The sequence below is a fragment of the Marinobacter shengliensis genome, assembly GCF_003007715.1.
GTDB lineage: Bacteria > Pseudomonadota > Gammaproteobacteria > Pseudomonadales > Oleiphilaceae > Marinobacter > Marinobacter shengliensis.
Genome location: NZ_PXNO01000023.1, coordinates 370,867 through 386,971, shown reverse-complemented (window position 1 = coordinate 386,971; position 16,105 = coordinate 370,867). Strand labels below are relative to the sequence as shown.

General features: G+C 56.8%; 17 protein-coding genes. 8 read left to right on the top strand and 9 right to left on the bottom strand.

The features are described from left to right. Positions 1-157: 157 nt before the first annotated feature. Together C7H10_RS11090 and C7H10_RS11085 are read right to left on the bottom strand one after the other, a co-directional pair. Entirely contained in the window at positions 158-727 is a 570-nt protein-coding gene (locus C7H10_RS11090) for a DUF1415 domain-containing protein (protein ID WP_106694922.1), read from the bottom strand. Between the two features lie 185 nt (positions 728-912). Beyond that, the gene (locus tag C7H10_RS11085; protein WP_106694921.1) at positions 913-2,499 is read right to left on the bottom strand and encodes an ABC-F family ATPase; all 1,587 of its coding nucleotides are present in this window, start codon (positions 2,497-2,499) and stop codon (positions 913-915) included. A gap of 190 nt (positions 2,500-2,689) precedes the next feature. Here C7H10_RS11085 and C7H10_RS11080 point away from each other — a divergent pair, with 190 nt between their 5' ends. After that, the gene (locus tag C7H10_RS11080) at positions 2,690-2,968 is read left to right on the top strand and encodes a peptidylprolyl isomerase (protein WP_022987955.1); all 279 of its coding nucleotides are present in this window, start codon (positions 2,690-2,692) and stop codon (positions 2,966-2,968) included. A gap of 49 nt (positions 2,969-3,017) precedes the next feature. Here C7H10_RS11080 and C7H10_RS11075 read toward each other — a convergent pair whose 3' ends face one another. Beyond that, positions 3,018-3,791, bottom strand: a complete 774-nt coding sequence (locus C7H10_RS11075; RefSeq protein ID WP_244178262.1) for a DUF2059 domain-containing protein — start codon at positions 3,789-3,791, stop codon at positions 3,018-3,020. Between the two features lie 156 nt (positions 3,792-3,947). Here C7H10_RS11075 and C7H10_RS11070 point away from each other — a divergent pair, with 156 nt between their 5' ends. Beyond that, positions 3,948-4,667: a transglycosylase SLT domain-containing protein gene (locus C7H10_RS11070; protein WP_106694919.1), complete on the top strand. Its 720-nt coding sequence runs from the start codon at positions 3,948-3,950 to the stop codon at positions 4,665-4,667. Between the two features lie 2 nt (positions 4,668-4,669). Here C7H10_RS11070 and C7H10_RS11065 read toward each other — a convergent pair whose 3' ends face one another. Beyond that, on the bottom strand, positions 4,670-5,569 hold the full coding sequence (locus C7H10_RS11065) for a LysR family transcriptional regulator (protein ID WP_106694918.1): 900 nt from the start codon (positions 5,567-5,569) through the stop codon (positions 4,670-4,672). 128 nt (positions 5,570-5,697) lie between these two features. On the opposite strand from C7H10_RS11065, the gene C7H10_RS11060 reads away from it, so the two are divergent. After that, positions 5,698-5,892 (top strand): hypothetical protein, encoded by a 195-nt coding sequence (locus C7H10_RS11060; protein WP_061333071.1) that lies wholly within the window; start codon positions 5,698-5,700, stop codon positions 5,890-5,892. 91 nt (positions 5,893-5,983) lie between these two features. On the opposite strand, the gene C7H10_RS11055 is transcribed toward C7H10_RS11060, so the two are convergent. Then, a complete protein-coding gene (locus tag C7H10_RS11055) occupies positions 5,984-7,666 on the bottom strand; it encodes an AMP-binding protein (protein WP_106694917.1) in 1,683 nt (560 codons plus the stop codon). Between the two features lie 344 nt (positions 7,667-8,010). Beyond that, entirely contained in the window at positions 8,011-8,439 is a 429-nt protein-coding gene (locus C7H10_RS11050) for an Lrp/AsnC family transcriptional regulator (protein WP_106694916.1), read from the bottom strand. Positions 8,440-8,556: 117 nt separating this feature from the next. On the opposite strand from C7H10_RS11050, the gene C7H10_RS11045 reads away from it, so the two are divergent. Together C7H10_RS11045 and C7H10_RS11040 are read left to right on the top strand one after the other, a co-directional pair. Further along, positions 8,557-9,636 carry an arginine N-succinyltransferase gene (locus C7H10_RS11045; RefSeq protein WP_106694915.1) on the top strand — a complete coding sequence of 360 codons (1,080 nt, stop codon included), beginning with the start codon at positions 8,557-8,559 and terminating at the stop codon, positions 9,634-9,636. Then, on the top strand, positions 9,626-10,432 hold the full coding sequence (locus tag C7H10_RS11040) for a DUF1338 domain-containing protein (protein ID WP_106694914.1): 807 nt from the start codon (positions 9,626-9,628) through the stop codon (positions 10,430-10,432). The genes C7H10_RS11045 and C7H10_RS11040 overlap by 11 nt, the downstream gene beginning before the upstream one ends. Before the next feature lie 24 nt (positions 10,433-10,456). Here C7H10_RS11040 and C7H10_RS11035 read toward each other — a convergent pair whose 3' ends face one another. Next, complete coding sequence (locus C7H10_RS11035; RefSeq protein WP_061333066.1) at positions 10,457-11,116, bottom strand: protein-L-isoaspartate(D-aspartate) O-methyltransferase; 660 nt, start codon at positions 11,114-11,116, stop codon at positions 10,457-10,459. A gap of 171 nt (positions 11,117-11,287) precedes the next feature. Here C7H10_RS11035 and C7H10_RS11030 point away from each other — a divergent pair, with 171 nt between their 5' ends. The 3 genes from C7H10_RS11030 to C7H10_RS11020 all read left to right on the top strand — a co-directional run bounded on the left by C7H10_RS11030 (position 11,288) and on the right by C7H10_RS11020 (position 14,173). Beyond that, positions 11,288-11,953 carry an AbiTii domain-containing protein gene (locus C7H10_RS11030; RefSeq protein WP_106694913.1) on the top strand — a complete coding sequence of 222 codons (666 nt, stop codon included), beginning with the start codon at positions 11,288-11,290 and terminating at the stop codon, positions 11,951-11,953. Between the two features lie 88 nt (positions 11,954-12,041). Continuing rightward, positions 12,042-13,721, top strand: a complete 1,680-nt coding sequence (locus C7H10_RS11025; RefSeq protein ID WP_106694912.1) for a L,D-transpeptidase family protein — start codon at positions 12,042-12,044, stop codon at positions 13,719-13,721. Next, positions 13,721-14,173 carry a hypothetical protein gene (locus C7H10_RS11020; RefSeq protein ID WP_106694911.1) on the top strand — a complete coding sequence of 151 codons (453 nt, stop codon included), beginning with the start codon at positions 13,721-13,723 and terminating at the stop codon, positions 14,171-14,173. The genes C7H10_RS11025 and C7H10_RS11020 overlap by 1 nt, the downstream gene beginning before the upstream one ends. 29 nt (positions 14,174-14,202) lie before the next feature. On the opposite strand, the gene C7H10_RS11015 is transcribed toward C7H10_RS11020, so the two are convergent. Beyond that, positions 14,203-14,985: a substrate-binding periplasmic protein gene (locus C7H10_RS11015; RefSeq protein ID WP_106694910.1), complete on the bottom strand. Its 783-nt coding sequence runs from the start codon at positions 14,983-14,985 to the stop codon at positions 14,203-14,205. Positions 14,986-15,127: 142 nt separating this feature from the next. Next, positions 15,128-16,030, bottom strand: coding sequence for a DMT family transporter (locus C7H10_RS11010; RefSeq protein WP_106694909.1), 903 nt, complete (start codon positions 16,028-16,030; stop codon positions 15,128-15,130). Positions 16,031-16,105: the final 75 nt, after the last annotated feature.

The following is a 16,105-nucleotide window of genomic DNA, read 5'->3' as shown; positions in this document are numbered from 1 at the left end:
CACCTTCGGAGTTACGATCACCCAGCCTGATAGGCCGTGCTGTCGCAGTTGGGGTAAGGCTTTCAAAACACGCTCAAGCACATCCATGTGGCGCTTGGGCTCCGCCATCCCTGGCTCCGCACAGTTTTGAAAGCCTTACCCCAACCGCTCCTGTCGTCTACTCCCCTGCCCGCTCTTGGACAGAGACGTTCAGACAATTTGCGAGAATACTCCGCATCTTCTCCGCACCCAGCTCATTCATTAGCGCGATATTCCGATCAGGAATCCCGTCCACATCCGGATGGCTATCAATCGCCGCCTCCAGACTCGCTTCCCGCAACAGGTGCAACATGGGGTACGGAGACCGGTTGGTGTAATTCTCAGCAGCCCCCGGCTCGGTTTCGGCGAACTGGTAATCCGGGTGGAAACTGGCGATCTGATAAACACCCTCCAACTCCAGGTAGGCCAGCAACGCATCGGCAGCGTCCAGAAACTCGTTGTAGGCGTAGAAATCCTGCAGAACACCCGGGTGTATCAACAACGTGGTTTCGATCTCCGGTTCGTCTTCCAGACGCTGCAATTCTGCATGCAGAGCCTGCAGGAGGTCGTCGTCGTTCTTCGCCTCTGTCACCGTAAACCGAATCCGGTTCTTGACCAGTTCCCGTTTGGCGAAGGGGCAGAGGTTGTAGCCAACGACTACGTCTTCGACCCATTTTCGGGTTGCGATCACAACCGGAGACTCACTCATCAGTTTGTCCTTTATTCTCTGGATGACCACTCAATAGTGCGAGCGGACGGTTGGGTAGGCCTGTCCAAAAATGTGCGGAGCCATGGATGGCGGAGCCCAAGCGCCACAGGGATGTGCCGTAAGGAGCGTTTTTTGGACAGGCCTACCCAACCGTCCGCAAACTCCCAAGGTCAGACGATCGAGGATCAGACGTAACCCTGGCTCCGGAGATAGTCATCATAAGTACCGCTGAAATCGGTAATGCCATCCGCCTTCAACTCAATAATCCGAGTCGCCAGCGACGAAACAAACTCCCGGTCGTGGCTGACGAAAATCAGCGTACCCGGATAATTCTCCAGCGCCAGGTTCAACGCCTCAATAGACTCCATATCCAGGTGATTAGTCGGCTCATCCATCAGCATCACATTCGGCTTCTGCAGAATCAGCTTACCAAACAGCATCCGCCCCTGCTCACCACCGGAAATCACCTTCACCGACTTGCCGATGTCATCCCCGGAGAACAACATCCGTCCCAACGTACCGCGCACCAGTTGCTCACCACCGGTAGTCCATTGGGCCATCCAATCGGTCAGGGTGTCGTCCCGGGCAAAGTCGGCGGTGTGGTCCTGGGCGAAGTAACCGACCTCGGCACTGTCGGTCCATTTCACCTCGCCGGCATCCGGCTCATAGGCGCCGGCCAGGCACTGCAGCAGCGTGGTTTTACCAATTCCGTTCGGGCCGATGATAGCCACCCGCTCTCCCGCCTCAATCTGCAGATCCAGGTTTTTGAACAGGGGGCCTTCGTCGAAGCCCTTGGTCAGGCCTTTCAGGGTGACCGCCTGACGGTGCAGTTTCTTGCCCTGCTCGAAGCGGATGAACGGGCTCACCCGGCTGGACGGCTTCACTTCCTCCAACTGGATCTTATCGATCTGCCTGGCGCGGGAGGTGGCCTGCTTGGCTTTCGAGGCGTTGGCCGAGAAGCGGCTGACGAACTGCTGCAGTTCGGCAATCTGGGCCTTTTTCTTGGCGTTGTCTGACAACATGCGCTCGCGGGCCTGGGTGGCGGCGGTCATGTATTCGTCGTAGTTGCCCGGGAACAGGCGCAGTTCACCGTAATCCAGATCCGCCATGTGGGTGCACACACTGTTCAGGAAGTGGCGGTCGTGAGAAATGATAATCATGGTGCTGTTGCGGGCCACCAGGATGTTTTCCAGCCAGCGGATGGTGTTGATATCCAGGTGGTTGGTGGGCTCGTCCAGCAGCAGCACGTCCGGGTCGGAGAACAGGGCCTGGGCGAGCAGCACGCGCAGTTTCCAACCTGGGGCCAGGGCGCTCATGGGGCCGTTGTGCTGTTCCAGCGGAATGTCCAGGCCCAGCAGGAGTTCGCCGGCGCGGGATTCGGCGGTGTAGCCGTCCATTTCGGCGAATTCCACTTCCAGGTCCGCCACCGCCATGCCGTCTTCTTCGCTCATTTCCGGCAGGGAGTAGATACGGTCCCGCTCTTTCTTCACCCGCCACAGTTCCTCATGGCCCATGATCACGGTGTCCATCACCGTGCAGTCCTCGTAGGCGAACTGATCCTGGCGGAGTTTACCGAGGCGGATGTTGGGCTCCAGCATCACCTGGCCGGCGGACGGCTCCAGGTCGCCACCGAGGATTTTCATCAGGGTGGACTTGCCGCAGCCATTGGCACCGATCAAACCGTAACGGTTGCCGATGCCGAACTTGGCGGATACGTTTTCAAACAGGGGCTTGGCCCCGAACTGCATGGTGAGATTGGCGGTGGAGATCAAGAAAAGAACCTGTCAGCGTGAGGGCCGGCAGCAAGCCGGCAAATAAAAGCCGGCATTGTACAGGTTTGGGCGCAAGACTGTGAGGCCGCAGAAACACGGATAAAAAGGGCTTGCCAGCGGCGAGCTGTGCGGGCAGCATTCACGTCAGACGTTTCCGTCCATTCCTCCATCCGACAACAGGAACTTGACCATGGCACAAGCAACTGCACGCCACATTCTGGTAGACAGCGAAGCAAAATGTGAAGAACTGAAGAAGGCTATTGAAGGTGGCCAGGATTTCGCCGAAGTGGCGAAACAGCATTCCTCCTGCCCGTCCGGCCGTAACGGTGGCGACCTGGGTTCCTTCGGCCCTGGCCAGATGGTTCCCGAGTTTGACAAGGCCGTGTTCAGCAGCGACCTGAACACCGTGATCGGGCCGATCAAGACCCAATTCGGCTATCACCTCCTGGAAGTAACTTCCCGCAGCTAAGCCAGTGCAACTGCTGTCTGCGCTTGACTGCGCAGACAGCAGGCGTCTGTTATCGGGAGTCGCCTGTCCCGAAATTCCTGAACCGCGCCAATTGGCTACCGATGGTTTCAATAGGGTCCGTAATCGACGCCTGAATGCTCTCTGTGACCACCTCGGTAAAGCGTTTACCCGATTCACTCTCCAGAAAGTCCAGATACAGACCCAGTTCCTGAACACTGATATCCCGATAGGTGTACAAATAGCTGTCGTAAACCTGTTGCCCAACCATGCCCTGCAACATCCCACGCTGGTTCTCCAAACGCTGACGTAACCGCTCGTAATGCACCGAGTCACTGCTCAAGGCCGCCATGGCGGTTGCCAAACCCAACTGCACGGCAATGGTGGTATCCACGGTGGTTTCCGTTGCGCGGGAAGCCCGGTCAAAACGGTCGAACAGCCTTTCCCGGGCAGTGCCCTTGTAGGCTTCGTTCAGCTCCCCGGCTCTGTTACGCACCTCCGACCAGGCTGACGGGGCAGATACCGCAATCTCCGCACGAGATATCTTCTGTGCGACAGGGGTCTGGTACCAGGCATATACCTCCTCAAGCTGTTTGCTCGTCAGCGACTCGTCCAGGCTGGCCACCAGCTTGCGCTCGATGTCCTCGGCCCTGTAACTGCTGCTGACCACATAACCAATAGTATCGGCCACCATCGGCGGCACCTGGCCGCTCTGTTTGAGACCATCCCGAATACCCTGACTCATCATGGCCGGATACTGGCCCACGATGTCATCAATGGGCGATGCTGCCAGAACGTCACGGGCATCCGTTGATGCATGGGCCATTCCTGACGATATAAGCCCGGCAACTAAAAGAGGTTTAACTAGGGTGATCAGTCTCATTTCTCTATTATCCTGTTACTGCAATGGCCCTGTTTATGACACGCCTGAAGCCATTACGGCAAGTGCCCCAAGGCCTTTGGAGATGACAGTTTGGTAGGGATGTGGCGCAGAAGAACCCGAAAATCTCGAAATATCCGCAACAAGCGGTTTAATGTATGGCGCTCCCGCATCAGCTGGTACGGCCTGCCTTTGCTGGGGTTGGTTATCGGCACCTGGGCCACCCTACGATTCAGTCTGCTCGCCCCGGAACCTCCGGCCAACCCGGAAAACATCTGTGAGATATTCAGGGAACATACGGTGTGGTACGACTATGCCCGGGCCTCCGAGGAGAAATGGGGCACCCCCATCGCCACACAGCTGGCTTTTGTCTATTACGAATCGTCTTTCCGGAGCCATGCCCGGCCGCCCCGCACCCGGCTTTGGGGACTGATTCCCTGGAAGCGCCCCACCACCGCTTACGGTTATGCCCAGGCCCTTGACCCCGCCTGGGGCGAATACCTGGTGGCGAACGACGCATCCTGGCGAACCGTGCGCACCGACATGCAATACGCGCTGGATTTTGTCGGCTGGTACAACCACCTCAGCAACCGCGAGCTGGGCATTCCATTCAGCGCACCCCGGCAGCTTTACCTGGCCTATCATGAAGGCCGGGGCGGCTACGCACGCCGCTCGTTCGAACAGAAACCGGCCATACAGTCCCTGGCCCGAAGGGTTCAGAACCGCGCCTTCCGGTACGACAACCAGTTAAAGCAGTGCGAAGCGGAGTTCCAATGTTGGCGCTGGTACCAGTTCTGGCCGTTCTGCAAGACCGACGCTTAGGTTCAGAGCGACGCGCTTATCTCAATGGCAGATTCCAGCGCTTTCAGGCGATCAACCAGGAACTCCATAACGATGCGCACCCTGGCCATCTGCTGGGTATCCTGGTTTACATGCAGCCACAAATCCACGCTCTCGCCCTCCAGCGGGTCTGATAGCCTGCGCAGCTCTTTCGCGGCCTCGCCCAGATAACAAGGCAACACCGCCAACCCCGCTCCAGACCTGGCCAGGATTGCCATGGATTGCAGGCTGTTGCAGCGAATCACCGAGGAGACGTTCTTCAGGTGCTTCCGGTACCAACGCCCGGTCGCCAGATGGCTGAAACTCTCATCCGGCAGTATCCAGGTGCAGTCTTCCGGGTGGTTCTCGATATCCATATTGCGGTGTCGACGGCAGTATCGGGCGGCCCCGTAGACAGCGGAATCCACCGCGGCAATGCGCTCGCCCTCCAGGGTCGCCTGGGGTTTATTCTCCGGCCGCAAGGTCAGGTCTGCCTCCCGGTGGCTGAGGTTCGCCACATCGTTATCGGTCAGCACCTCCAGTTCGATATCCGGATAGGCGTGAACCAGCTCCGCCAGGATCGGTCCGAGCAGTTCATTCATCATGGCATCTTCGGCCGCCACCCGGACCTTACCCACCGGCGCGGCATCGTCACCTACCAGTTTGCGCTCCAGGTTTTCCACATCGGTAGCCAGCCGCTGGGCCTCCCGAAACGCCATTTCGCCAACCGGAGTGAGCTGCAAACCATCCCGGTTGCGCTCGAAGAACTGCACCCCCAACGACTCTTCCATATGATCAAGTCGTCTTAAAACAGTGGTTTGGTGTACACCCAGCAATTCACCGGCTTTCGCCAGCGTTCCACCTATTGCCAGAGCCCGTATATATCGAAGATAATCCCAGTCCATAGTTACTGCATATTCGCAACGTGAGTACGGATTTTAACGTATTCAAACTGCAAATAAGAACTCCTAGAATAGTCGTTAAATTAAAGATAGATCGCTAATTAATCCACCAGACAAAGGAGGAAGGCGCTATGACCAAGAGCCATATCGCAACCGTAAACCCGCTGCCGTCAAGTATCCTCCACAACAGTACCGAGGTCAGGCGCCAGTATACCCGCGCTGCTGCACAGCAGGCGATGCAGTTTTTCAGCCGTAAGGTGCGGATTTTCAACCGCAAAGCGGCTGCGGTTGCCCCAGACATGCCCCAGGTACAGGGCGGTCACTGAGATTACCGGAACCCGGTAACCGAAGCACAAATAAAAACGCCGGCATGTTTCCATGCCGGCGTTTTTATTTGGTGAGTGTTTAACGCCCTGATCAGAACTCCCAGATCACCTTACTCTTCTTACCAAACCACTCGTCCATCTTCTGATTGTAGAAGTCCTCGATCACATTGCGCTTGATCTTCATGGTCGGCGTTAACATGCCGTTTTCCATGGTCCAGGGCTCCTTGACCACTACTACGAAAGCCACTTTCTCATGGGCTTCGCTCTGGGCGTTAACGGCATCAAGCTCCCGGGCCAGTTCCTGTTCCAGCTCCGCCCGGTCACCACCACGATCCAGTTCATCCCGGGCCTCTTCTGACAACAACACCATCAGGCACGGCTGAGGCTGGTTGGCGCCGGCCACACACACCACTTCGGCTTTCGGATGATTGAACCGGTTCTCAATTGGCACGGGCACCACGTATTTGCCCTTGGAGGTTTTGAACAGATCCTTCACCCGGCCAGTGATACGCAGGCAACCATCCTGGTCGATTTCACCCATATCGCCGGTTTTGAGAAAGCCGTCATCGGTCAGGTCCTCTTTGGTCTTCTCTTCGTTCTTGTAGTAGCCGAGCATCTGACCGGGGCTCTTGACCTGAACCTCGCCACCTTCGCCAATGCGGTGAGTAACACCAGGGTTTGCCATGCCGACCGTACCCACCTTGGCCTGGCCGGGGCGGTTGGCGTGGGAGTAACCGAAGTTCTCCGACATGCCATACACTTCCAGCAGTTCCAGACCAAGGCCCCGATACCAGCCGATAATCTCTCCAGACAACGGTGCCGCGCCCGTCAGGGCGGCCCGACAATGGTCCAGGCCCAGCTGTTTGAGCACCTTCTTTTTAACCAGCGAGTTCAGGATCGGAATATTGAACAGGATTTTCTGCTTCTTGGGCGGCAACTTGGCATTCACGCCCAGGTAGAACTTCATCCACAGGCGCGGTACCGAGAAGAACAACGTGGGCCGGGCCCGCTGCAAGTCTTCCTGGAAGGTATCCAGGGAGTTGGCAAAGTACAGGTGGAAACCGTAGTAAAGGGACTGGGTTTCAACCGCTGCCCGCTCCGCCACGTGGGCCAGCGGGAGGTAAGACAACATGCGTTCGTTGGATGACACTGGGAACAGTTGCTGCAGGCCATCTGCCACCGAAATCATGGTGCGGAAGCTGTGCATCACGCCCTTGGGCCGGCCGGTACTGCCAGAGGTGTACACGATGGTGGCCAGCGCATCCGGATCAGGCAGTTTCGGCTCAGCCGGTGATTGCTCTTTGATGATCTCCTGCCATTTGGGAGTGTCATCGCGCGGCGACAAAGGCAGAGACACGATGGGCAGGTCAGCAGGAATATGATGCTTGATGTCGTTCCAGCCGTCGGCCGTACCGTCCAGCTTACCCAGGAACAACAGTTTAGCCTCGCTGTGTTCAAGAATGTAAGCGGCTGTTTCACCATTCAGAGTCGGGTAAAGCGGCACGCTGACATGACCGGCTGCCCAAATGGCCAGATCCGACAGTATCCAATGCGCGCTATTCTTGCCCAGGATTCCGATATTGCTGTGCTCCGGTAGACCAAGGCTGTTCAGGTAGGCGGCCATCCGGGACACCTGGTCAGCGGCCTGCGCCCAAGTAATGTCTTCCACCCGGCCATCCGGGAACGGCTGGGTAAGGTAAACGTTATCGGGAGTGTGCTGGGCCCAGTAGTACAGGCAGTGCAAAGACGTCTGCTTTTGTGGGTCTATAGCCATGGTGGCTCCTTGTTGTTGTTATCTTCGGTTGTCTGGAATCGCTTTTTATTGTTGCATTCATACTAGCCAACTTTCCCGCGTGCTCAATAGCAATAAACATCCCGGGCGTTGACCATTTAGCTCGAAGCTGAGACGCACCTCCCAAAATATTACGTGACATCCATCAAGTCTGGTCTAGATTGAGAAGTACCGCGTATTGATAACCAATACCACAAGAGACTGTCGCTCTATGAGAACCTCGACTCGCTCTGCTTTGATTTTCCCCGCCTGGGCCGTAATTCTCATCGGATCTGGCGCCTTTCTCTACACCGCCTACGCGGGTTTTCTTGGTTCCTGAGAGCCGACTAGCGCCTGAAACGGGTCTCAAGCACGACCGCCGAGTTAGTCCGCTCAACTCCTTTTAGGTTCCCGATGTCATCCAATACACGGCTCAACTCCTCCAGCGATTGGGCCTGGACGATGGCAATCAAGTCGTACTCACCACTGACCGAAAACAACTGGCAGACCTGAGTAATTTGCTCCAGTTCGGCGTTGGTGCGAGCGGTAAGTTTCTGGTGCACCTTGACCGACACATGGGCCTCCACCTGGTTGGCAGCGTACTCACCGCCCAGCTGTAAGGTATAGCCGCGAATGATTCCCTGCGCCTCCAGTTTCGCCAGTCTGTTTTGTACGGTGGAACGGGAAACATGCAACCCCTTGGCCAGGTCAGTCACACTGGCGCGAGCATTCTGCCGGAGCAGTCCCAACAATTTCTGGTCTTGCATACTAATCATTTTGATTACCTGATTCGTCAATATGGCTAAATTCTAGACCATATCGACCAATTTGAATCTACAGATCGGCATAACCAGCCGCCATACTGGACCTAAACAACGTTCAGGATGTCGGCCATGTTGATCCGCCCTATCACGCTTCGGGATCTTGATCCCCTTTATCAGATTGCCGTTGAATCCGGACCGGGATTCACATCCCTGATGCCAGACCGGGACGCGCTGGCACAGAAGATCGAGCATTCCATGAAGAGCTTTGAGCGGCGCGTAGACAATCCCACAAACGAGCAGTATCTGTTTGTACTTGAGGATGAGCACAGCCATGAGATCATGGGCACAACTGGCATCCAGGCCAGTGTTGGGCTCGACCGGCCGTTGCACCACTTCAAACGCGACAGAACGATCGGGCCAGCAGGCCTCGCGAGGGAAACCCTGACCCGTTGCGAGCACTACGCGGGCTGCACCGAAATCTGTTCGCTGTACCTTCGCCCGGACTATCGCCAGGCCAATGCCGGCAAACTCCTGTCAAAAGTCCGGTTTCTGTTTATGGCACTGCACCCCGAGCGTTTTGCAAACACCGTGATAGCAGAGATGCGGGGGGTGTCTGACACTCATGGCCACTCGCCTTTCTGGAACTGGCTGAGACATCAGGTGGTCGATCTGGATTTTTCCACGGTAACGCAACTCTCCGCCCAGAGTGATGCTCGTTTTCTGGAACAACTTGTTCCCCCTGGTCCGTTCGACATTGCAGACATGACCATTGAAGCTCAGGCAGTCATCGGCCAGGTTCACCCGGACACCCGCCCGGCGCTACACTTGCTGAAACAGGAGGGATTCCGGCATCGTGGACTGGTGGATCTTTTCGATGCCGGGCCGACCATTGAATGCGCACAGGATGCCATTACCAGTGTTCGCAACAGCGGGCTATACCGGGGTTTATATGGCGGCACCCGGATTACCGCCCACACCGGGTTCCCCTTGATTGTGGCCAACGGCCAGTGTTCCGGATTCCGTGCGACGATCATCGATTCTCTGTCAGGGGGAGACGAGCCGGAGCAAGTTCCCCTACCGACTGGCATTCAGCGGAAGCTGGGCTTGAATGGTGGAGACCCGGTGTGCGCACTACCCCTGGTCAAAAACCGCCCCACACTGAACACAAGTGAGATGAGTGCTCACCAGGAGTTCCGTCATGCACAATGATCTGAACGCGCTTTTTTCCCGGCTCTGGCAATCCTATCGACGGGTGACGCCCTCGGCTGAGCGTATTCATCAGTTGCTGGGCGAACGCGAAAGCCACCCCATCGTGAATGATCACATTGCACTGCGCACTTTTAACCTGGCCCCGGTACGCCTGGACAAACTGGCCGGCCACTTTCTCAAGCTGGGCTATCAGCCGGGTGGCGAATATCATTTTGAAGCCAAAAAGCTCTACGCACGACATTACGAGCACCCTGACCCGGATGTTCCCAAGGTGTTCATCTCTGAGCTACTGGTGGATCAATGTTCAGTGCAACTGCAGGCCATCGTTTCTGGCCTTGTGGCCCAAACGAATCCGGGCGCGGTAGATGCCGATGATTTTCTGACTTCCGGCCGCCACTGGAAACTGGATTACGGCACTTACCGTTCACTTCTGGAGGAAAGCGAATACGCTGCATGGACCGCAGCCTGGGGTTATCGAGCCAACCATTTTACGGTCAGTATCAATCATCTTGAGAGCATCAAAACCGTTGCGCAGATCAACCAACTGCTCAAAGACCACGGCTTCGCCATAAACACCTCCGGGGGTGAAGTAAAGGGGTCACCTCAGGAACTGCTCGAGCAATCCTCCACCCTGGCAGACCGGGTCGCCCTGGAGTTCACTGATCAGGTGGCCACGGTACCCAGCTGTTTCTATGAATTCGCCCTGCGCTATCCGAAACCGGATGGCAACCTGTACTCCGGCTTTGTGGCGGCGTCTGCAGACAAGATCTTCGAGAGTACCCATGCGTCAAACTGACTTCGGCGCCTCCTGGCACTGACGTCAGGACCATCCCTGCTCACCCAACAGGGGCACGAACCGGACATCACCGAAGTCTTCGCGCTCGAAGTCAGCATCCGTCCGGCGGGTAATACACACCAGCCGCTGCACGGAATGCTCCGACCCCACAGGAATAATCAACCGGCCACCGACGGCAAGCTGCTGTTTAAGGGTCTCAGGTACGGCGGGAGCACCTGCAGCAACGCAGATGCCATCAAAGGGCGCAGCCTCCGGCCAACCAAGGGTTCCGTCGCCGCAGCGAACATGCACCTGGCTGAACCCCGCCCGCTCCAGGTTCCTCCTGGCCTGCTCTGCCAACTCAGGAATCCGCTCGATACTGAAGACCTCCAGGGCGAGGCTGGCCAAAACGGCTGCGGCATAACCCGATCCAGTCCCAATATCCAACACCCGTTCCCGCCCCTCCAGCTGAAGCGCCTGCGCCATCAGCGCCACGATATAGGGCTGGGAAATTGTCTGCCCCCAACCAATCGGCAAGGGGTAATCTTCATAGGCTTCGCCCGCCAGATGCTCGGGAATAAAGCGTTCTCGGGGCACCCTGTCCATGGCTTCCAGCACTCTTGAATCGAATATCCCCCTGCCGGCAAGCTGATACCGAACCATGTCTGCGCGCAGGTTGTTGAAATCCGGAACCCGTTCATTCATCACCGGGCCCTCCCTGATTACCCGTCGTTACAAAGCCATAACGCTTTTACAACAGCGCAAACTTTAACCACTGTCTACTTTTTACCCACAGGTTACTCCTCTGCACGGATGAGGAGAACCAAAAACAAAAATAACGGCGAGGGTTTAACCCTCACGCTCAGGGAGATAATCATGTCTACATCTGTCGACCACCTGATGGAACGCACCCAGGATGCCAGCGATCTGCTCGCCGATATCGTGCCATCAGCCATTACCCTGGCAACCATGCTCCGACATCGCCAGATGGCTGCCTGGCTAAGGGCCGAGTTTGACGGATACCCCGATATAGACAAAGCCCCCCCTTATCGGCTCGACCTGCCCGGACATATCGTTGCCAAATCCCCCCAGTATGGCTGGATTCCGGCGCCGGTGAATGACTCCCAAACCAAAGAGTTCGGGCACCTGAACCTGATGGAAGGGGTAAAAGAGCTCGAACATACCTGTTTAAGCTGTAAAAAAGGCAATGGCAATCGGGTGTTACTGGATAAAGAAGCCATGTCAGACCTGCAAAAGCAGATTAATCTCAGTGCCGAACTGGCCATCAACCTCAGCCGGGAAGTTTATTGCCGGCTACTCCGAACCCTTCGGGCAGCGCTTTATCTGTGGGCCGAGCAACTGATGGACGCCGGTATCTCCGGAGATCACAACCACTATAGCCCGGAGGAACGAAAGCTGGTCTCGCATCTTGATACCCCAGAGGCTTTCTGGCGCAAAGCCATGCAGGAACTGGACACAGTACCGGTGGCAGATGTTCGGGAGCTTGGCTTTCTGGAACGCATGTTTGGCCGGGCCGGCTAAGTCAGGAAAGCCACGCAAAAACCAAAACGCTATACTGGAGGACACGCGAACCGATTGAATCGTCTATAAAGGAGCCAGGAGCGCCATTATGAGAGACGCACGATGGAATTATCTAAGATCACGCGGCCTGGCTCTGATTCTTCTACTGGCATGCCCCCCCGCCTTCAGTGACGATAGCATTATCAATCGCATAGAAGCCCTGCAAGCCGGGCATCCTGTCACAGTGCTCGACACACCGATACTTGCAAAGGAGGCCCTGACCCGTTTCTATGAGCGCAGGGAGTTTGAACTGGCCTGGAACTCCTACAATGCCCGGCGTCAACTGGCCCAGGCCATCAGTGAAGTGGCTGATCAGGGCTTGAACCCGCTGGATTATCACCACGAAACGATTGCCGCCCTGGCCCTGCAACCGACGGATCAGGTCGAGGAAGAAGTGCGGGCCGATCTGGACCTGGTACTGTCAGACGCATTCCTGTTGCTTTCCTCCCATTTGCAGGCGGGGAAAGTCAACCCGAGGACCATTCACGCTGAATGGACCGCCAATCGCCAGGATCTGGAAACCCACACCGTGCTTGCACAAGCACTGGACACCAATTCCGTTTACCAGACCCTGCAACAGCTAAAACCTTCAGCGCCAGCCTACCAGAAACTGGTCACGGCGCGCCGCACCCTGACCGCATTGCTGGGGCAGCCCTGGCACGAACTCGCCGCCACTCCCACACTCCGACCGGGAGACAACGACCCGCGCATCCCCGAGATACGTCGTCGGCTTGCCCTTCTTGGCGATATCCCGAGTGCCGACCATGATCGCCCGGATGCCTACGATGCGTCGGTCGAAAGTGATAGCTACGACGACGAGCTGTTGATCGCCCTTCCCGCGTTCCAGGCCCGGCATGGCCTTGAACCGGATGGAATCATCGGGCGCCAGACTTTTGCTGCCCTGAATAGATTACCTGTCGAGCGCATCCGCCAACTGGATGCCAGCCTGGAGCGTTGGCGTTGGTTGCCGGACGATCTTGGTGATACCTACGTACTGGTCAACATCGCCGGCTTCGAGATGACCATGGTACGCTCCAGTGAGGAAATCCTCCGCCAGCGGGTGATCGTCGGGCGCCCTTACCGCCAAACCCCGGTATTCAGTGACCGCATTCGCTACCTGGTATTCAACCCTACCTGGACCGTCCCACGGAAGCTGATGATCCAGGACCAGCTACCAATTATCCGCAGCGATCCCGGCTACCTTGAGCGCATGAATTTTAAGGTCTATCGGGGATGGGGCGCTGATCGCGTGGAAGTGGACCCGGCTACTATCGACTGGCACACTCTGTCTGCCAACAACTTCCCGTACCAGCTGGTTCAGGAACCCGGGCCGATGAATGCGTTGGGACAGATAAAATTCATGTTCCCCAACCAGTATGATATTTACCTGCACGACACCCCGGGGCAGGCCCTGTTTGGCCGAGCTGAACGAACGTTCAGTTCCGGCTGTATCAGGGTTGAGCGGCCCTTTGAATTAGCGGAGCATCTGCTGGAAGGTAACAGCAACTGGTCGCGGGCGAATATAGACCGGGCCATTGAACTCAGAGACCCAGTCAATGCGATGCTGAGAACGCCGATACCGGTTCATCTGCAATACTGGACGGTGTGGGTTGATCAATCAGGAGTGATACAGTTCCGGAACGACATCTATGGACGAGATCAGCGGCTGATCGACGCGCTCCGTTCAGATCCCCAAGGCGCGCTGATGCCAACACCACGGAGGCCTTGATGACGAGAGTAGCTTTACTGACTGCCCTTATGCTGATCCTGACAGCCTGCCAGAATCTGCCAGATCGCCAGGAGGGTCTGGACAGCGACGTAGCGTTTCTCAAAGCTCACCACTGCCTTGAGGAATCCGTGGACGACGTCAACCGCATTCACTTCGGCCCTTGCCTGAAAGTTATTGAAATCAACGGTCAGGCACCGGTAGTCAGGGACGACGACTTTATCGAGCTCCCCCTTCAACAGCCTCTCACCATAGGCACAAGTTGCGTTTATCGACACGCCGATGGCACGCCGATACCCGCCACCGTTGAAACTGCCGACTTTCAGGTGCGTGCGGACACCTTCACCCGTGGCGGCCAGAGGTGGTACCTGCATGCCCACAAGCAGGCCCGCAGGGTGATTGGCTGCGAGCCCACGCTATCTCGCTCAGTTCACCCCACCCGGAGCACAGACTGAACTGCCCACCGGCCTGCCCCAACCAGGGATCATTCGTACCGGGCAACAATGGCGTCCAGCTCACCCTCGCTGCGGGCGCTGTCCAGCGCTTTCTGAAGATCCGCCACAATGCCCGGACTGGTTTCCAGACTGATGGCCAGATACATCGGGGTTTCCCGGAAAACCAACACAGGCTTAAGGCCGGTAATGCCATGTTCGTCTTCAGCAACCAATGGCCCCACAAGGCCATCCGTTACCCACAGGTCGGCCTGGCCCAGCGCCAGACGGCGGGGATTCACATCGCCCGATGTATTCATGATCACGTTAAATCCCTGATCCACCAGGTACTGCGACATGACATCGCCCCGGTAGCCGGCAATTCTCAGGTCTTTGGCATCATCCAGAGTGGATAGTGTTATATCGGAGTCTGGAGCCGCAAACAGGGTCCATTCGATGGATGCCAACGGGCCCACCCACTGGAACAGCTGCTCTCGTTCATCGGTGCGCGCCGTACAGAACAGACCATGGTTTTCACGACCCTGCACCCAGTCGTAGGCGTAGCTCCACGCACGCATTTTCATCTGCACATCGTAATCTACCCTTGCCAGCATGGCTTTCACCATATCGGTGCAGATACCGGTGATCTGGTCCTCGTTGTGGGCAAAGCCCTCACCTGAAACAGAGGCGTTATAAGGAGGATAATGTTCGGTAAAGATATACAGCCGCTCAGAAGCCTGAACCGTGGCACTTGAGGCCGCTAGCGTTAATCCGACGAACAATGCCCCCGTAACGTTTCGCAGGGCGTTTCTGGCTGATGCGATGACAACGTGCATGTTTTTTTCCTTTTGGCTGGCAATCGTTGGTATGACGCAAAAATAGGCAGAGTTGGAAGTTTGTGCCAATCGATATGGCAGTTTATGACAGCATAACTCCGTAGTCCGTATCCGGCATTGAAAGTTCCGTGTCAATACGTAACTAGCCCGACCTGGCTTTTCGTGGCCCTGGAGCAACAACCAGGGCCACGCCAGCCACCGCAACAACCCCGCCGGCCATGGCCATTGGCCCCAAGCGCTCATCAAACAGGATAAACGCCTCCAGGGCCGTGACCGGTGGCACCAGGTAGAACAAACTCGCCACCTGAGAGGCTGCGCCGCGTCGAATCAACCACATCAAAAGCAAAATGGCACTGACCGACAGGCCAAACACCAGCCAGCCAAGGGCCAGCTTGAACTGCAGCGACCATTCCACACTTCGGGACTCCAGTACCATCGCACCAACACCAAACAAGAGGGCCGCTGCGGTGTACTGAATCATGGTGCCGGATACCAGATCAACCGACGTGCCAAACCGTTTCTGGTAAACGGTGCCAAGGGAGATTCCGATCAGCGCCAGCCCTGCCCAGACCAGCGTCAGCCCGGGTAACCCTGTATCGCCGGTGCTGGTTCCTCCAAACTTTTCTACGATTACCAGCGAAACACCCACAAGCCCCAAGACCAATCCCGCCCACTGCTTTCGCGAAACCGCCTCACGCAGAAACACCACAGCAGCCAGCGCTGTTACCAACGGCTGCAAGCCCACAATGAGCGACACCAACCCTGATGACATACCCTGATCAATGGCGTAGAACACCCCTCCCAGGTAGCAGCCGTGCACCAGAATACCGGTGACTGCCACATGACCAGCGCTGCGCCAGCCCGGCCATCGGGCACGCATGACGATGGCCAAGACTGCCAAAGGTAATAGCGTGAACAACATGCGGATAAACAACAGCGTAAAAGGCTCTGCATACGGCAGGCCGTACTTGGCACCAATGAAACCGGTGCTCCAGAGCCAGACAAACAGGGCAGGAACAAAAAAGGAAAAGAAAACCGGGGGCATCGCTCAAAGCTCGGCTGATAGGAAACCTGGCAGGAGACTATACCCTGCCAGAACCCGGCCAGACAGACACAGAAC

What these genes read in the sequence shown, in the direction of transcription:
- C7H10_RS11090 (WP_106694922.1), bottom strand. Translation starts at nt 727, where the DNA reads ATGAGTGAGTCTCCGGTTGTGATCGCAACCCGAAAATGGGTCGAAGAC.
- C7H10_RS11080 (WP_022987955.1), top strand. Translation starts at nt 2,690, where the DNA reads ATGGCACAAGCAACTGCACGCCACATTCTGGTAGACAGCGAAGCAAAA.
- C7H10_RS11075 (WP_244178262.1), bottom strand. Translation starts at nt 3,791, where the DNA reads ATGGCCCATGCATCAACGGATGCCCGTGACGTTCTGGCAGCATCGCCC.
- C7H10_RS11070 (WP_106694919.1), top strand. Translation starts at nt 3,948, where the DNA reads ATGTGGCGCAGAAGAACCCGAAAATCTCGAAATATCCGCAACAAGCGG.
- C7H10_RS11065 (WP_106694918.1), bottom strand. Translation starts at nt 5,569, where the DNA reads ATGGACTGGGATTATCTTCGATATATACGGGCTCTGGCAATAGGTGGA.
- C7H10_RS11060 (WP_061333071.1), top strand. Translation starts at nt 5,698, where the DNA reads ATGACCAAGAGCCATATCGCAACCGTAAACCCGCTGCCGTCAAGTATC.
- C7H10_RS11055 (WP_106694917.1), bottom strand. Translation starts at nt 7,666, where the DNA reads ATGGCTATAGACCCACAAAAGCAGACGTCTTTGCACTGCCTGTACTAC.
- C7H10_RS11050 (WP_106694916.1), bottom strand. Translation starts at nt 8,439, where the DNA reads ATGATTAGTATGCAAGACCAGAAATTGTTGGGACTGCTCCGGCAGAAT.
- C7H10_RS11045 (WP_106694915.1), top strand. Translation starts at nt 8,557, where the DNA reads ATGTTGATCCGCCCTATCACGCTTCGGGATCTTGATCCCCTTTATCAG.
- C7H10_RS11040 (WP_106694914.1), top strand. Translation starts at nt 9,626, where the DNA reads ATGCACAATGATCTGAACGCGCTTTTTTCCCGGCTCTGGCAATCCTAT.
- C7H10_RS11035 (WP_061333066.1), bottom strand. Translation starts at nt 11,116, where the DNA reads ATGAATGAACGGGTTCCGGATTTCAACAACCTGCGCGCAGACATGGTT.
- C7H10_RS11030 (WP_106694913.1), top strand. Translation starts at nt 11,288, where the DNA reads ATGTCTACATCTGTCGACCACCTGATGGAACGCACCCAGGATGCCAGC.
- C7H10_RS11025 (WP_106694912.1), top strand. Translation starts at nt 12,042, where the DNA reads ATGAGAGACGCACGATGGAATTATCTAAGATCACGCGGCCTGGCTCTG.
- C7H10_RS11020 (WP_106694911.1), top strand. Translation starts at nt 13,721, where the DNA reads ATGACGAGAGTAGCTTTACTGACTGCCCTTATGCTGATCCTGACAGCC.
- C7H10_RS11015 (WP_106694910.1), bottom strand. Translation starts at nt 14,985, where the DNA reads ATGCACGTTGTCATCGCATCAGCCAGAAACGCCCTGCGAAACGTTACG.
- C7H10_RS11010 (WP_106694909.1), bottom strand. Translation starts at nt 16,030, where the DNA reads ATGCCCCCGGTTTTCTTTTCCTTTTTTGTTCCTGCCCTGTTTGTCTGG.